The organism is Mycolicibacterium fluoranthenivorans (assembly GCF_011758805.1).
Lineage (GTDB): Bacteria > Actinomycetota > Actinomycetes > Mycobacteriales > Mycobacteriaceae > Mycobacterium > Mycobacterium fluoranthenivorans.
This window is the reverse complement of the sequence record NZ_JAANOW010000001.1, coordinates 916,131-932,274: the sequence shown is the minus strand read 5'-3', so window position 1 is coordinate 932,274 and position 16,144 is coordinate 916,131. Positions and strand designations below refer to the sequence as shown.

At 68.2% G+C, this 16,144-nt stretch carries 13 protein-coding genes; 5 read left to right on the top strand and 8 right to left on the bottom strand.

The window, feature by feature from the left end; genetic code table 11:
• Positions 1-2 precede the first annotated feature (2 nt).
• Positions 3-974, top strand: coding sequence for an antibiotic biosynthesis monooxygenase (locus tag FHU31_RS04535; RefSeq protein ID WP_167156274.1), 972 nt, complete (start codon positions 3-5; stop codon positions 972-974).
• On the opposite strand, the gene FHU31_RS04530 is transcribed toward FHU31_RS04535, so the two are convergent.
• Positions 971-4,147 carry a multicopper oxidase domain-containing protein gene (locus tag FHU31_RS04530; protein ID WP_263987865.1) on the bottom strand — a complete coding sequence of 1,059 codons (3,177 nt, stop codon included), beginning with the start codon at positions 4,145-4,147 and terminating at the stop codon, positions 971-973. The two genes, FHU31_RS04535 and FHU31_RS04530, sit on opposite strands and share 4 nt — an antisense overlap.
• 176 nt (positions 4,148-4,323) lie before the next feature.
• Between FHU31_RS04530 and FHU31_RS04525 the strand changes: the two genes are divergently transcribed.
• Genes FHU31_RS04525 through FHU31_RS04515 form a run of 3 tightly spaced genes read left to right on the top strand, consistent with a single transcriptional unit; the run spans position 4,324 to position 7,102 of the window.
• Positions 4,324-4,992 carry a GAP family protein gene (locus FHU31_RS04525; RefSeq protein ID WP_167156272.1) on the top strand — a complete coding sequence of 223 codons (669 nt, stop codon included), beginning with the start codon at positions 4,324-4,326 and terminating at the stop codon, positions 4,990-4,992.
• A gap of 35 nt (positions 4,993-5,027) precedes the next feature.
• Positions 5,028-6,176 (top strand): FAD-binding oxidoreductase, encoded by a 1,149-nt coding sequence (locus tag FHU31_RS04520; protein WP_167156271.1) that lies wholly within the window; start codon positions 5,028-5,030, stop codon positions 6,174-6,176.
• A 14-nt stretch (positions 6,177-6,190) separates the two neighbouring features.
• Positions 6,191-7,102: an aldose 1-epimerase gene (locus FHU31_RS04515; protein ID WP_263987864.1), complete on the top strand. Its 912-nt coding sequence runs from the start codon at positions 6,191-6,193 to the stop codon at positions 7,100-7,102.
• Here the strand turns inward: FHU31_RS04515 and FHU31_RS04510 are convergent.
• The 7 genes from FHU31_RS04510 to dnaK form a co-directional block, all read right to left on the bottom strand.
• Positions 7,095-8,822, bottom strand: coding sequence for a diol dehydratase reactivase ATPase-like domain-containing protein (locus tag FHU31_RS04510; protein WP_263987863.1), 1,728 nt, complete (start codon positions 8,820-8,822; stop codon positions 7,095-7,097). The genes FHU31_RS04515 and FHU31_RS04510 overlap by 8 nt on opposite strands.
• Positions 8,819-9,163 (bottom strand): diol dehydratase small subunit, encoded by a 345-nt coding sequence (locus FHU31_RS04505; RefSeq protein WP_167156269.1) that lies wholly within the window; start codon positions 9,161-9,163, stop codon positions 8,819-8,821. Before FHU31_RS04505 ends, FHU31_RS04510 begins: the two co-directional genes overlap by 4 nt.
• Positions 9,160-11,409 carry a propanediol/glycerol family dehydratase large subunit gene (locus tag FHU31_RS04500; protein WP_167156267.1) on the bottom strand — a complete coding sequence of 750 codons (2,250 nt, stop codon included), beginning with the start codon at positions 11,407-11,409 and terminating at the stop codon, positions 9,160-9,162. The genes FHU31_RS04505 and FHU31_RS04500 overlap by 4 nt, the downstream gene beginning before the upstream one ends.
• A gap of 98 nt (positions 11,410-11,507) precedes the next feature.
• Positions 11,508-11,870: a heat shock protein transcriptional repressor HspR gene (locus tag FHU31_RS04495; protein ID WP_167156265.1), complete on the bottom strand. Its 363-nt coding sequence runs from the start codon at positions 11,868-11,870 to the stop codon at positions 11,508-11,510.
• 16 nt (positions 11,871-11,886) lie between these two features.
• Positions 11,887-13,077: a molecular chaperone DnaJ gene (gene dnaJ / locus FHU31_RS04490; RefSeq protein WP_167156263.1), complete on the bottom strand. Its 1,191-nt coding sequence runs from the start codon at positions 13,075-13,077 to the stop codon at positions 11,887-11,889.
• A gap of 20 nt (positions 13,078-13,097) precedes the next feature.
• A complete protein-coding gene (grpE, locus tag FHU31_RS04485) occupies positions 13,098-13,694 on the bottom strand; it encodes a nucleotide exchange factor GrpE (RefSeq protein WP_167156261.1) in 597 nt (198 codons plus the stop codon).
• Positions 13,691-15,541, bottom strand: a complete 1,851-nt coding sequence (gene dnaK, locus FHU31_RS04480; protein ID WP_167156259.1) for a molecular chaperone DnaK — start codon at positions 15,539-15,541, stop codon at positions 13,691-13,693. The genes grpE and dnaK overlap by 4 nt, the downstream gene beginning before the upstream one ends.
• A 245-nt stretch (positions 15,542-15,786) precedes the next feature.
• On the opposite strand from dnaK, the gene FHU31_RS04475 reads away from it, so the two are divergent.
• Entirely contained in the window at positions 15,787-16,086 is a 300-nt protein-coding gene (locus FHU31_RS04475) for a hypothetical protein (protein WP_167160621.1), read from the top strand.
• The last annotated feature ends 58 nt before the right edge of the window (positions 16,087-16,144 follow it).

Genomic DNA, 16,144 nt, shown 5'->3' with positions numbered 1-16,144 from the left:
CCATGGATGCGAAGAGGAACACCGACATGGCGGCCACCGTCATCATCGGCCAGCGGGTGCGCGCCGGCCAGGAGCGTGAATTCGAAGCGTGGCAACTGGATCTGAACCGGGCGGCCTCGGAGTACCCCGGCTTCCTGGCCGCCGAGGTCAGTCCGCCCACCGCGGTACAACCCGACTGGGTGGTGGTGTACCGGTTCGATTCGGTGGCCCACGTGCAGGCCTGGATCAACAGCGCCACCCGGCAGGACCGCCTCGCCGCGGGTGCGGACTATCTCGACGGCCCCGGCACGCAGCAGGTCATCGGCGGCGGCGCCCGCCGGACCGACCCGCTGGTGACGGTGGTGGTCAGTCACCGGGTGAGCCCGGAGCACGTCGAGGATTTCCTGGCCTGGCAGCAGCGGCTTCGGTTGGCGGAGAGCACGTTCCGCGGGTTCCGCGGCGCCGAACTGTTCCGCCCGGTCGCCGGGGTGCAGGATGAGTGGACAGCGCTGTACCGCTACGAGAACGCCGACGATCTGGATGCCTGGCTGATCTCCCCCGAACGCCGCGCACTCCTCGCCGAGGGCGAGCGGTTCTCCGACTTCCACGCCCGCACCATCGACAACTCATTCGGCAGCTGGTTCGCCTTCGACGAGCACGGCGCACCCGCGGCGCCGCCGTCGGATGTCAAGACCTCCCTGGCCGTCTGGGTCGGCCTCTACCCGACGGTGGTACTGCTGTCGCTGGCGCTGTCGCCGTTGAAGATGCCGTTGTGGTTGGGCATGCTGGTCGGAAATCTGTTGTCCAGCTTCGCCATGAGCTTCATCACCATGCCCTATTACGTCAACCCGCTGCTCAAACACTGGCTGCGTCCGCCACCGGATGCTCCTGTGGCCAAGACGAACTGGCGGGGCATCGGCACCGTGGCCGCGGTCATGGCAGCCACCACCGCGGCGGTATATCTCGGGACCAGGGTGTTCTGGCACCTGCCCTAGCGACCGCCCAGCGGCACCACACCCGCCGCCCCGGCGATCGGCGGTAACGAGGTGATCAGCTTGGGCGTCAGGGATTTCGCGTCGGGTGCGGACCGCGCGAGTCCGTACTTGCGTACCTCGCCGTTGCCGCCGGCCACCAGCAGGTCGGCGCCGTAGACGGTGCTGCTGGTGGCGACGGTGGCGCCCCCTGCCGGAAATGGTGCGAATGACGAGATCTGCTGGTATGTGACGTCGCCCTCGTGGTGGTTGGGGTTGTCCAGGTATATGGCCGGCTGACCGTCGAGCAGCGACCCGCTGGACCACACCACCACCGTGCCCGCACCACCGAGCTGGCTGGTGATGATGCTCTTGGAGCCGCCCTCAGCCCCGGCAACCCAGCCGGTGGACAGCGCGACACCATCTTGGTAGGTCTCGTCGTAGGCCAGGAACTGCGCGGTCATCTTCGGGTCCGACGGCTTGCCCGCGTGTTGCGGGGTGGCCGTGCCATTCGCCTGCGCCCTGGCCGTGGGGGTGTACAGGTCCCATCGGAAGGACTTGATCAGCGGCGGCTCACCGGGACCGGGTGCCGTCACGACGCTCTCCCGGCCCGACCCGGATTCGACCATGCCGGTGGCCAGGGTGACACCGGACTGGGAGCCGGGATAGGGCGTGAAGGCGGAGAACACCTCCGGGGCTTTTCCGATGTCGGGCAGGGTGGACGAGAACACCTTGATCTGCGACTCCATCCCCGGACCCGATCCGACGATGATGTTGTCCGCCAGTGCATTCCCGTCGATATCGGTGGCCGCCACGGACACCCCGCCGGTGAAGTCCGCGTCGAAGGGCGCGAACCGGGCGAGCTCGGTCTTGAACAGTCCGTCCCGAGTGTTGTTGCCGTCGTATGCGACCACCTCGGGCGCCACGCCCTTTCCGGTGCCGGCCACCAGATCCAGGATGCCGTCGCCGTTCACGTCGGCCATCGCCACCGACGGGGTGCCCTCGAAATCGGGGAACGGATAGACGGTCTGCAACACCCTGTCGCCGGCCCCGTTCTCGCCACCGTCCCGGACCTGGATCGAGGCCGGTCTGCCGTGACCGCCGGGAACCGCGACGGCATACGACGAGACCTCCGGGATGACGTTGATGGTGGCCATCAACCCGTTGTCCTCGTGGTTGAGCCGGTGACAGTGGATGACGTAGGTGCCCACGAACTCCAGGAACTCCTGCCGCAGGGTCAGCGTCGCCGGTGTGCTCACGACGTGCATATCGTTGAACACCGGTGCGGGCACATTGACGTTGTCCAGTCCCCACGGCTGCACACCCGTCTTCCCCCGGTTCGGGTCGTCGATCGCCATCACCTGAAAGTCGTTGACGTGGATGTGCATCGGATGCGCATCGTTGTTGAAGTTGGTGATCTTCCACTCCTCCACCGAGTTCAGTCTCGGCTGGATCAGCGGGACGTTCGGGAACCCGGCCGGTTCGAACATGTAGATGACGGCCTTGGGATCGTTGTTGCTGGCCTTGTCGCCACCGATGGTGTCGGTGATCGTCATCGCCCGGTTGACCGCGGGCGTCATCACCGAGGTGTCCACGAATGACGTGTAGGCGTCCAGGTTCTGGCCCGGCGCGAAGACCGTGGTCTGGCCCGGCCCGCTGGTATCCGGGGTGGCGCGGATCAGGGTTTGGGTGGGGAAGACGAAGAATCCGTCGGCGAAGCTCATGTACTTCGGATCCACGGTGAGCGTGCCGAGTACCGCCGGGGTGTGCTCGGTGCCGTTGTTGGTGTACACCACACCGGGCAGTACCAGCGGCTTGGCCTCCGGGTTCGGTGGGAACTCCAGGACGAGGTCGCCCTCCTTGGGCATCGTGACCGCGATGGCGTACCGAGAACCCGGCGGGACGCTCAGCGTGGTGCCGTCGCCGTAGACGGGCCGCTGTACCTGGGTGTAGGGATTGCCGTCCTGCCCGACGATGGTGAACTTCGGATGGTTTCCGGTCGCGGTCTCGGTCAAGCGGACGGTCATGTAGCCGATATCGCTGATATTGGCCACCGCCCAGATCTCGGTCTGGCCAGGTTTGATCTTCAGCTCCGGCTGGAATTGGCCGTTCACCGTGAACTGCACGTCGCGTTCGTTCTCCGGGAGCCGGTCGTTCTCGGGGATCTTCACCGTCGGGCTGTCGAAGCTCATCAGGTTCTGCGGGATGAACTGCGTCTGGCCGCGGTTGTTGTGCGGCGACAGCGGTCCGGCCCACCACGGGGTGAGGTATTGGGCGCCCATGCTGGTGTCGGCGATGTTCACCGGCGCCAGGCTGGGCCGGTAGGTGCCGTCGGCGAGTTGATTGCCCTGCGGCGGCGTGAGCGTGCTGACGAACTGCGGCCAGCTGTAGTTGTTCAGCTGGTGACCCTTACCCTTGCGGTCGAACACATAGTTGTACTGAAACGCCATGTCGCGCACGGGAATGTTGTGCTGGGTGACCAGCGGGAGATTACCGTCCGGACGGCCGATCTCCAGCAGACCGGCCAGACCGAGGTAGGTCTGCTGGGTGGTCATGGTGTGACGGTGACTGTGGTACCAGTACAGCCCGTTGGGCATGTTCTTCGGGACGTCGTAGGTGTAGGTGTTGCCCATCCCCGCGGGGATGCTCAACAGCACGTTGTCGGCATTGCCGGACGGGCTGACGTGCAGGCCGTGGGTGTGCAGATTGAGCGGCGCCTCGGTGAGCGTCGGCGGGTAGATGGGCACCTCACCGCCCTTGGGGGTGAACGCCGGATCGTAGAAGTCCTTGATCGTCAGACCCGCCAGATCGTTGTCGTAATGCACGACCAGCTTCTCGCCGGGGTCCACGCGCAGGGTCGGTGCCGGATAGAGGTTGTCGCCCTTGGTGGAGCCGTCGGAGGCGGTGCCCTTGATCAGGTCGTAGCCGAACACCAGGAAGTTGGTGACCGGCTCGGGGACGGTGTCGAGGTTGACGGTGCCCTGGTGCGCCGACAGCCGCACCTCCAGCACGCCGTCCTTGGACTTGAGCCGGACCGGTTCACGGAAGGGCGCAGGTTTGCCATCCGGCCCGGCGTTCACACCGGCCGCCGGCGCGGGCGCCACCTTCGGCCCAGCGCAGGCGGCGGTCGGTGCCGCGATCAGGGCGATGCTGGCGACTACTGCGGTCAACCGCCGTCGACCGGTGCGAATCTTCACGCGGTCCCCGTTCCCAGGACATCATGTCCACGCGACGGTGGACCGCATCGCAGACTACCGAGTGAGGGCACGCCCAGCCGGTTTTTTACCGGATTGTCAGTTTGCCGCCACCGCAGGTGCCGGTACATGTCACGCGAGCACGCGGCCGTGCCCCGCCAGGTGTTAGGTTCTGCGCTATGTCCGGGAACTTCGGCTCCACCCTCACCGAACTCATCCCGCTGGCCCTGGTGATCGCGCTCTCCCCCCTCACCATCATCCCGGCGGTCCTGGCCCTGCACACCGCGCGGCCGCGCCAGACCGGGTTGGCGTTCCTGCTCGGCTGGATTCTGGGCACCGGTGCGCTGACGGCGATCTTCGTCGAAGTCGCCGATCTGCTGGGCAATCTGGACAAGCCGCCGGCATGGGCGTCCTGGCTGCGGATCGTGGTGGGCGCCCTGCTCATCGTGTTCGGCGGGTATCGGTGGTTCACCCGCAAGCAGTCGGTGCATTCGCCGGGGTGGATGCGCAAGATGGCCGATCTGACCCCCGGCCGGGCCCTGGTGACGGCGATGGTGCTGGCGGTGGTCAACCCCAAGGTGCTGTTCATCTGCGCCGCAGCGGGGTTGGCGATCGGCACCGCCGGTATCGGGACGATGCACGCGTGGATCGCACTGGCCTGCTTCGTCGCGGTCTCGGCCTCCACCGCAGCGATCCCGATCCTGGGCTACGCCGTCTCGGGCGACCGGCTGGCCCAGCCGCTGGAGCGACTGAAGGAGTGGATGGAACGCCAGCACGCCGCCCTGGTGGCCGCCATCCTGCTGGTCATCGGTCTTCTCGTGCTGTACAAGGGGATTCACGCCCTGTAGCGCCCCCGGTGCGACGATAACTAGACTCGTCGCACGTGGGACTCGACGACCGTGACGCGCTGCAGACGTTGCGCGCCGCCGTCGACGCCGACATGGTCGGCCGGCTCTACACCCGCTGGTTCGCCACTGATATGTCGGCGCGTGATCTGTTCCCGCCCGACCTGGCCCACCAGCGCGACAACTTCGCCCACGCGCTGACCTGGCTGCTGTCGGAGCTGATCGCGCAACACGCCGACGAGCCGGTCGCATTTCTGGCCCAGCTCGGGCGCGACCACCGCAAGTACGGCGTCACCGCCGCGCACTACCAGAGCCTGGCCACGGCCTTACTCGGTACGCTGCGCGCCGAATTGCCCGGCAGCTGGGACGCCCGGGTGGCCGAAGCGGCCGCGGATGTCGTGCAACTCCTGACCGGCGTGATGGGCGGCGCCGCCGAGGCAGAACCCGGTCTTCCGTATCACGACGGCACCGTCGTCGACCACATCCGCGTCACCCGGGACGTCTCGATGATCCGGTTGCAGCTCGACCATCCGCTGGACTATCACCCCGGCCAGTACCTGACCGTGCAGGTGCCGCAATGGCCGCGGCGCTGGCGCTACCTGTCACCGTCCATCCCCGCCGATCCCGGCGGGGCCATCGAGTTCCACGTCCGATCGGTCAGCGGCGGCATGGTGAGCACCGCGATCGTCGGCGAAACCAGGCCGGGTGACCGCTGGCGGTTGTCGAATCCGCACGGCGCGCTGCATGTCGACCGCGACGACGGTGACGTGTTGATGGTCGCCGGCAGCACCGGGCTGGCGCCGTTGCGCGCGCTGATCATGGACCTGTGCCGGTACGGGGTGAATCCGCGGGTGCACCTGTTCTTCGGCGGCCGGTTCCCCTGCGATCTCTACGATCTGCGCACCCTGTGGGAGATCGCCTCGACCAATCCGTGGTTGTCCGTCACCCCGGTGTCGGAGTTCGCCACCGACCCGCCATGGGCCGCCGACTACCCGGACGTCCAGCCGCCGCGCGGACTGCACGTTCGCCAGAACGGCCTGCTCCCCGCTGTCGTGACGCGTTACGGCGGCTGGGGCGACCGGCAGATCCTGGTGTGCGGGGGTCCCGGTATGGTCACCGCGACCACGACCGCCCTGATCGCCAAAGGCGCACCCCCCGAACGTATCCAGCACGATCCGCTGCACTGAGAGAGGATGCACCGGTGGCTCAGTCCGATCCGGCGTTCCAGAACGTCACCCTGCACGATCCGTCGTCCGCGCTGACCGCCACCTTCGTGCCGGGTGCGGGCATGATCGGCACCTCACTCGCCGCGGACGGTATCGAATACCTGGGCCAGCGGCGCGGCCTGACCGCCTACGTGGCCGACGGGAAGACGATGGGTATCCCGCTGCTGTACCCGTGGGCGAACCGGTTGAGCGCCAACAGCTATGACGTCGACGGGGCGGTGGTGACACTGACCCCGGGCGCCGGCGGGGTGCGCGCCGACGCGAACGGCCTGCCCATCCACGGTGTGTTGGCCGCCTACCCGGGCTGGCTGGTCACCGCCCGCACCGACAACCGGCTGACGGCCACCCTCGACTACAGCGGTAACCCGCGGCTGCTGGCCGCGTTCCCGTTTCCCCATGTGCTGACCCAGGACATCACCCTGGCCGATCGCACCCTGACCATCGCCACCACGGTCACCCCGACCACCGCGGCACCGGTGCCACTGTGTTTCGGCTACCACCCCTATCTGCAGATCCCGGGGGTACCGCGGGCCGAATGGGTGTTGGAGACCCCTGCGTTACGGCACCTGCCGGTGGACGAGGCCGGCATCCCGACCGGTGCGCAGCAGGAGTGGCCCGCCTCGGCCGAACCTCTCGGGACACGCACCCTCGACGATGGCTTCACCGGGGTGCAAGACGGTGCGGTGTTCGCCCTGTCCGGTGGTGGACGTCGCCTGGAAGTCATCTACGAGCAGGGCTATCCGGCGGCGCAGCTGTTCGCGCCCGCGGGCGACGAGCTGGTGGCCGTCGAACCGATGGCCGCCACCACCGACGCGCTGCGCCGCGGCGACTACGCGGTGGCCGCCGGTGGCCCGGTGACGGCGCGGTTCGCCATCAGGGTCAGCTGACCTCGGCCGCCCAGTCCTGCTCAGCGGCCAGGTGCACCAGCCCGGACGCCACCGCGTAGCGGGGTCCGTGCACCCCGTCGATATGGGCCCGGCCCACCACCACTTCACCGCGCAGCGCCTCGCCGACGGTGCGGATCAGTTCGTCGTCCAGCGCCCCGCCGCCGGCCAACACGAGCACCGCGGGCAACCGGTCGAACACGCGCAGGCAGCGCACGATGTTCGAGGCCACCGTCGCCTCCTTGACCGCCAGCCGCAGGCTGCGCCACTCCTCGGCGGCCAGCGTGCGGGAAAACGGCACCAGACCCGCGCTACCGCGGGTGCACAACCGCCCGATCGCATCCGCGGTGGCCGGGGTGTCCAGGAACACCCGCCGGCCGTCCTCTTCGTGCGCGAGATGCGGTCCCTCGACACGCAGCGCGGGGCTGCGTTTGACGCGTTCGGCCAGTGCCCGCGGGATGGACAGCACCCGGGCCACCGCCGAGGTGATGGTCTCCCCCGCGCCCGCCGCGGTGACCGTACGGTCTGCACCGACCAGATCGACTGTGCCACCGCCGATATCGCAGACGATGACATCGTCGGGCAGCCCCGGCGTGGTCAGGGCGCCCCGCGCGGCCGCCTCGGGTTCTGCGGCCAGTGTGTGCGCGGGCCGGCCGGTCAGCTCGGTCATCGTCTCAGCGGCGTCGGCGACGTGGTCGGCAGCCAACAACGCCACCACGGCACCCCGGGTGTCGGCGACGCCACGCCGCAGCCAGGCCCCGTTGTCGATGGCCGCCAGATCGGTGAAATAGGCGTCGTCGACGGGGACCCCGTCCTCGGCGTGCTTACACGACCGCAACCGCACCCGCACGGCGGTGCCCGGTGGTTCGGTCCGCAACAGCGGGTAGGCCTGTTCGGGTGAGAACCGAACCGTCTCACCCCGCACGACGCAGTCGACGTAATCGTCCTCGCTCGCCGGCGGTTCGGGTGCCCGGGTGCGGCGGGTCACCGCGATGGCGGGCGCATCGGCGAGCTCCCTGGTGAACTCGGCGACCCACGGCAGTTCGTCGGGGCCGATCTGCAGGGCGGCGGCCAGCGCGACGGGATCGGCGAGCAGGCGGTAGGCGCTGCCGTCGGCGACCACCTCGACGGCGACCAGCACATCGGGGTCCAGCAGGTGGGTATCGGCCTCGTCGACCACGGGCACCCGGATCGGGATCCGGTTGGCGATCAGCACCGCGTCGTCCTCGGCGGCGAGCACCCCGGCGATGGTCCACCCGGCGGCCACCGCATCGCAGAGGTGGTGCGCGGCTTCCTCGTAGTCGATCGACGGACCGATCGAGACCACCACCGGATCCGGCGCGACGGGTCCGGTCAGGGCGTGTACCGGCACGTGCCGGCCGACCCCGTAGCCGGTGCCGGCCGGGGTGCTGGCGTCGGGGCGGCGCAGGCTGATCACCGGTGAGCGCGGTGAGGCGGCCGGCGGCAGCGGGGCGGTTGCGGTGTCCACCGGCCGGATCGCCGAGAGCACCACCCGGTCGGCGGCCACCCCGGCGTCCACCTCGATCCGGGTCAGCAGTGCCGCCGCCCCCGCCAGCGAATCTCGGGACCCCTTACGGCCGCGCGTCGGGGCCTGACCGTGTGCGAGGGGTTCGGCGCGACCGGATCCCACCCGGGCCAGCACGATCTCGGTGGTGTGGTTGCCGATATCGATCCCGGCGACAATGCTGACCGGGCCGGTCACCGCAGCAGGCCTCGCCGGGCGTAGACGACGGCGGCCTGCTCGACGAGTGCACCGCAGCGCGTGGCGCCGCGGGTGTGCAGCGACACCCGCAGCGCCTCCAGTTCGGCGGCGGTCGAGCGGTACGGGCGCAGCGCCTCGTAGAGCGCCATCACCTCTTCGCCGTCCATGAGCGCCAATTCGGCTGCGCGCAGGAAGTTCTCGGCGAGCTGGGGATTGCCGTGTTCTTCGGCGACGACGGCCTGATGCGCCAGGGTGGCCGGGTCCATCTGCAGATCCGACAACGTCAACCGTCCCTCGACGGCGGCGGCAACGGTGTACTTGTCGGGGAGTTCGCCGGTCATGCCCGCGTCACCGCCACCGTGACGGGAGCGGCGCCGGGTTCACTGGCCTCGCGCTCCAGGGCGACCAGTGCGACGGCCCGGGCGTGGTACCGCGCCGAGATCGATTCATCGGTGCCTCCGGTGAGAATGGGGACGGGAGCCATGCCCTTGGCGTGCCGGGCGGCGTTGCGGCCGAGTTCGCGGTAGTTGCGCGCGGTGAGCAGCGGGGCCACGCTGAACAGTTCCAGGTTGGCCAGCGGGGCCAGATCACGGCGGTGTATGAGCGCAGTTCCTTTGCCCTGCAAGCCTATTCCGATACCGGAGCCGGACAGTTTGGCGGCCGTCAGGCCGATCAGCCCGACGTCGATGGTGGAGCGGACCTGGACGAAGCGGGGCACGCAGCCCTCCTCCTCCAGCCCGGCGGTGAGCTGCCGGATCGCCTCACCGACGGTCAGCCCGCACAGCGTCAGCCAGACGGTGCGGCCCAGCGCCGGGGAGAGCCCGATACAGACCTCGCGGGGGTTGGCGCCCTGGCGGGCCTCTTCGATCTCGGTGAGCACCAGGTGGCCCTGATGGTCGGCCTGGTCGGCGGTGAGTTCGGCGGTGGTGCGGGCCTGCCGGATATCGTCGATCTCGGCCCGGCGCGCCTCGGTGAGGGTGTATCCCGTTCCGGGACCGCGGTAGTCGTTGGGGTCGGTGACCTTGGACAGCACCCGCATCTGTTCGTCGAAAATGGCTGAGGTCTGCAACTGATCTCCGCGCAACCGTTCGGCGGTCAGGGCCATGATGGCCTCGGCCTCCTCGGTGTAGCCGGTCCGGTGCAACGCGGCCACCACGTCGAACACCGTCAACTGGCGGGCCTCGATGGACGCCGCGGCTTCGGCGACGGCCTTCGGGTCACCGGGCGGCAGGTCGCGGGAGTCGTTGGCGAGGACGGCGGCGGTGACGCGGTCATCGTCGTAGTCGGCCAGGCCGAGATCGCGGTACACCGCCTGCACCGCGGTGGCAGCCCGCCGCCGCACCCGGGCCAGGTGTTCCTGACTGACCGTGCGCAGCCCACCGTCGGCGCCCCAGTCCCGTTGCAGGACAAGGAAGTCGTCCATATCGTCGGCGTTGAAGTTGGACAGCGCGAAGGCGTTGTCGTAGCGCGGGATGGAACCGAAGCCGGAGAAGATGAAATCGGCGCCGCCCAGCAGCACCGGCAGGGTGTGCGCGCTGCGGCGCACATCGGATTCCGAGATCAGATTGTCGTTACCCGCACAGGATTCCAGATCGCGCATCATCACCATGAGGTTCTCGGCAAGCAGCTCCTTCATGCCCTCGGGCACCGAGGACACCACACCGACCCCGTCGATACCGCCGTTCTGCACACCCTGCGAACCCAGAGCCCGCGCCAGTGACACGCAGCGCGACTCGAGATAGAGGATGGAGCACTTCTCGGCCGCGCCCATCAGCACCTCGGCCCCGCCGCCACTGGTGACCCGCATCTTCAGGCCCCGGGAGGCGTAGGCCGAGGTGAGTATCGCCTTGGAGAACGGGGTGTCGTCACCGTCGGTGAAGACCTGTTCGGTGCCGTACAGCGAGATGGTCTCGGCGTAACTGGTCAGGCCGCGCAATCCCAATCGGAGTTCCAGCGCCTCCTCGATGGAGCACTGGGCCATGGCCCCGGGTAACCCGACCTGTGAGCCGATCAGCAGCGCGACCGCATTCGAGGGGGCATCGCCGAGCACCGGCACGGTGGTCTCGACCTCGCGGAAGCCGTAGGCCACCGCGCTGGCCGCGTCCGCGGCGATCAGCAGGGGGTCGTCGAGCTGGTTGGTGACGTGCGCCTGGTTGCTCGGGGTGCGCCGGGCCCGCATCTTGTGCATCGCGACCTGCATCTCGGCCGGGCTGAGCACTGCCACGACGCGCGCGAGCTTGGCCGGCGTGGTGCCGCCGATGAGGCGCACCACCTCGGCGCGGGGCACGTTGATATCGACGGTCATCCGTGCCAGCGTGACCTCGTCGAGCGCCATGGCCTCCTCCGCCACGGACAGGTCGATACCGTACTGCGCGATGAATTCGTCGATCACGTCGAAGGATTCGGCCGGCTTCCCGTCCAGTTCGACGACCCTGCCGGCGCGGACGACCAGCGAGGGCTCGGGGTCGAACGGGCTGTGCATGGCGGCCAGCCCGAGTTCGGGCGCGGTGACGCTGAACCCGTCGAGGTTGACGGGTTTGGCGTCGAGCACACGAAAACGGCCCAGTTGGGGAGAGGATTCGGCCATGTACCAAATCCTGCCCTGACTGGACCGTTTTCGTAAAGGGTTAGTCCATTTATCGGGTTACCCCAACCAAAAGACTGGGTGCGCGAGCGCCTCGGCTATCAGGCCTGATGTCGGCGCCGCGCGGCTGCGGGCTGCCACAGCACCACCGCCGTGCTCGGCTTGCGCACCCGGTCGAGCTCGGCGGACAGCTCGGCGACTCGCGCCTGCAACGCCTCGACCTGGTTGGTCAGCTCGATGATGCGCTTGATCCCGGCCAGGTTGACACCCTCGTCCTGGGACAGCCGCTGGACTTCGCGCAGCAGATCGACATCGTGCTGCGAGTAGCGGCGGCCACCCCCGGAGGTGCGCTGCGGGCTGACCAGACCGAGCCGGTCGTAGGTGCGCAGGGTCTGCGCATGCATACCGGCCAGCTCGGCGGCCACCGAGATGAGGAAGGTGCGAGCATCGTTCTGCTTGCTCATCGGGACTCCATGTTCATCACAGATTCCCCGCCCATCCCGCCCTCGGATCGAACCCGCTGGCGCGTTCGGCCTTGGCATAGGCCTCCAGCGCCTCGGCCGCTTCGCCTTCCAGGCTCGGCGGCACCGCGACCTTCACCGTGACCAACAGGTCGCCGTGGCCACCGGACCGCTTGGGCACGCCACGACCCCGGACCCGCAGGATCCGGCCGTCCGAGGTGCCCTTCGGCACCCGCACGCCCACTTTCCCCTCCAGAGTCGGAATGGAAAGCGTTGCGCCCAGCGCCAACTCGTGGAAGCTCACCGGAACGGTGACCGTCAGATCGTCACCGTCGCGACCGAACACCTTGTCGGGACGCACATGCACGGTGACGTACAGGTCGCCCGACGGTGCGCCGCGCAGCCCCGCCTCACCCTGGCCGGCCAACCGGATCCGCTGGCCGTCCTCGACGCCCGGCGGAATCCGGACGTTGATGGTGCGGGTCCGGGTGGTCACCCCGGTGCCCTTGCACTCGTCGCAGGGGTGCTCGATGATCGAGCCGCTGCCGCGGCACTCGGTGCACGGCTCGGAGAATCCGAACGCGCCCTGGTTGCGGTTGATCACTCCGGCACCGTTGCAGTTCGGGCACACCTTCGGGCTGGTACCCGGACGCGCCCCGCTGCCATGGCAATTCGTGCACGGAGCCGGGCTGGTGAGCCGCAACGGCATCGCCACGCCCTTGGTGGCCTCCATGAACGAGAGCTCGGTTTCGGTTTCCAGGTCGTTGCCCCGCCGGGGCCGGCTCGGCCTGGGCTGCTGTGCGCCCCGGCCGAACAGGCCACCGAAGAGGTCACCGATGTTCGCCCCGCCGGCCTGGCCGGCTTGGTCGAACAGGTCACCCAGATTGAACTCGGCGCCATCAGAACTGAACCCACCGGGGCCGAAATTGCCCGCACCGCCGCCGCCACTGAACCGCCGGCCGAATCCGCCGCTGGCGAAGAGCCGACGGGTCTCGTCGTACTCCTTGCGCTTGGCGTCGTCGGTCAGCACCTCTTTGGCTTCCGAGGCCGCCTTGTAGCGGTCCTCGGCGGCGGTGTCACCGGGGTTACGGTCGGGGTGGTTCTCGGCCAGGATCTTGCGCGCGGCGCGCTTGATCTCGTCCTTGGTGGCGTCGGAGGAGACGCCGAGCTCCTTGTAGAAGTCCTTCTCGACCCATTCACGCTGGGCCATGCGTCACCTCCTTACGGTGCCTAGTCTTCTGATTCTGCGGGTTGTTCGGTGCTGGGCGCGGCATTGCCGACCGTGTCGACCACACCGACCATGGCGTGTCGCACCACCTGGTCTCCAACCTTGTAGCCCTGGCGCATCACGGTGCCCAGCACCGGGTTGGAACCGTCACCCTCGTGCTGCACGGCCTCGTGCAGCGACGGATCGAACGGATCCCCCTCGGCGCCGAACGCCGAAAGCCCAAGGCTCTCAAGAGCGGTCACCAGTTTCTCGGCGACGGACTTGAGCGGCCCGGAATCCAGGTCACCGTGGCTTCTGGCCCGTTCCAGGTCGTCGAGCACGCCCAGCAACTGGGTGAGCACGGCGACCTTGGCACGGTCGGCGGTGACCTGTTGGTCGCGCAGCGCCCGCTTGCGGTAGTTGGCGAACTCGGCGTGGACCCGTTGCAGGTCCGCGGTCAGTTCGGCGACCTTCTCATCGCTTGGCGCGGTGTCCGCGGGAGCCGCCTCCCCAGATCCCTCTGGGGAGGTCGACTCCTGCTCGCGAACTTCACCGGTGACCGGATCGACGCGCCGTTTGTCGGTGATGGTCACCGGCTCGTGCGAATCGCTCTCGCTCACTTGCGCTCCTGATCCTCATCGACGACCTCGGCGTCCACCACGTTGTCGTCCGAGCCGGCCGAACCGGACTCGCCGGACGCCTGCTCGGCCTGGGTGGCCTCGTAGATGGCCTGGCCCAGGGCCTGGCTCTCGGTGCCCAGCTTCTCCATCGCCGACTTGATGGCGGCGATATCGGTGCCGGCCAGCGCCGTCTTAGCCTCGGCGATCGCGGAATCCACCTTGGTCAAGGTGTCCTCGGGGACCTTGGAGCCACCCTCGGCGCTGCGCTGTTCGGCGACGAACTTCTCCGTCTGGTAGACCAGCGACTCGGCCTGGTTGCGGACGTCGGCCTCTTCGCGACGCTGACGATCCTCCTCGGCGTGCGCCTCGGCGTCCTTGATCATCCGGTCGATCTCCTCCTTGGAAAGGCCGGAGCCCTCCTGGATCTTGATCGTGTTCTCCTTACCGGTGCCCTTGTCCTTCGCGGTGACGTGCACGATGCCGTTGGCGTCGATGTCGAAGGTGACCTCGATCTGCGGGACACCACGCGGGGCCGGCGGGATACCGGTCAGCTCGAAGGAGCCCAGCAGCTTGTTGTGCGAAGCGATTTCGCGCTCGCCCTGGAACACCTGGATCTGCACCGACGGCTGATTGTCGTCGGCCGTGGTGAAGGTCTCCGACCGCTTGGTGGGGATGGTGGTGTTGCGCTCGATCAGCTTGGTCATCACGCCACCCTTGGTTTCGATACCGAGGGACAGCGGGGTGACGTCAAGCAGCAGAACGTCTTTCACCTCGCCCTTGAGGACACCGGCCTGCAGGGCAGCACCCACGGCCACGACCTCGTCGGGGTTGACACCCTTGTTGGGTTCCTTGCCGCCGGTCAGTTCCTTGACCAGATCGGTGACGGCGGGCATCCGGGTCGAACCACCCACCAGCACGACGTGGTCGATCTCGGAGACCGAGATGCCGGCGTCCTTGATGACCGACTGGAACGGCTTGCGGGTGCGGTCCAGCAGGTCCTGGGTGATGCGCTGGAACTCCGACCGGGTCAGCTGCTCGTCGAGGAACAGCGGGTTCTTGTCGGCGTCGACGGTGATGTAGGGCAGGTTGATCGAGGTGCTCTGGCTGGAGCTGAGCTCGATCTTTGCCTTCTCGGCCGCTTCCCGCAGCCGCTGCATGGCCATCTTGTCCTTGGTCAGGTCGATGCCGCTGGTGCCCTTGAACTTCTCCACCAGCCATTCGACGATCCGGTCGTCCCAGTCGTCGCCACCGAGGTGGTTGTCGCCGGACGTGGCGCGGACCTCGACGACACCGTCGCCGATTTCCAGCAGCGAGACGTCGAACGTGCCGCCACCGAGGTCGAAGACCAGGATGGTCTGTTCCTTCTCGCCCTTGTCCAGGCCGTAGGCCAGCGCGGCCGCGGTCGGCTCGTTGACGATGCGGAGCACGTTGAGGCCGGCGATCTGGCCGGCTTCCTTGGTGGCCTGGCGCTGAGCGTCGTTGAAGTACGCGGGCACGGTGATGACCGCATCGGCGATGTCCTCGCCGAGGTAGGCCTCCGCGTCACGCTTCAGCTTCTGCAGGATGCGGGCGCTGATCTCCTGCGGCGTGTAGTTCTTACCGTCGATCTCCACGGTCCAGTCGGTGCCGATCTCACGCTTGACCGAACGGATGGTCCGGTCGACGTTGGTGACCGCCTGGTTCTTGGCGGGCTGTCCGACCAGCACCTCGCCGTTGCGCGCGAACGCGACGACCGACGGGGTGGTCCGGGAGCCCTCGGAGTTGGCGACGACGACGGGGTCGCCACCTTCCAGCACTGAGACGACGGAGTTGGTGGTCCCGAGGTCGATACCGACCGCACGAGCCATAGTTGGTTCCTCCTGAATGATTGCTGTTCAATGACACTGTTTCGGATCTGAGCGAACCTCGCTCAAGCCTGCACCTGCGGGCGGCTGCCTGTCAAGCCAGAGTTGAGTCCGATGCACTCAAGTTGTCGATAGGGTCAACGGGGCTCCTCGCCGTTTTGTTCCCGGCCCCGATATCCCGAAGTCGGCCGGCACCTCCGCGCACTCGGCCGTCGCGCCCCTTAAGGTTTCAGACCATGCAGACGACCGTGAAGCGCGCGGCCCGGAGGTTGTCCGCGGCCGCCGCCGTAGCTTTCCTCCCCCTCGCGTTCACCGCCGCGGTGAACCCGGCCATCGGCTACGCCGACTGCGAGGGCGGGCAGTGGTGGGACCCCGTGGCCAACACCTGTCAGGCGCCGCTGGTGCCCAACTGTGAGAACGGTTGGTGGGATCCGGCGGCCAGCACCTGTCGCCCCGCGCTCGCCACCGTGCCGCTGGCGTGCGATGACGGCTGGTGGTGGGATCCGGTGGGCAACGTGTGCCGCCCACCGCTGCTGCCGCCGCAATAGGCGGCCGCACTAGGCAAAGCCCACCCAGCCCGTCGCGCGGCTCCACCGGGTACCGTGC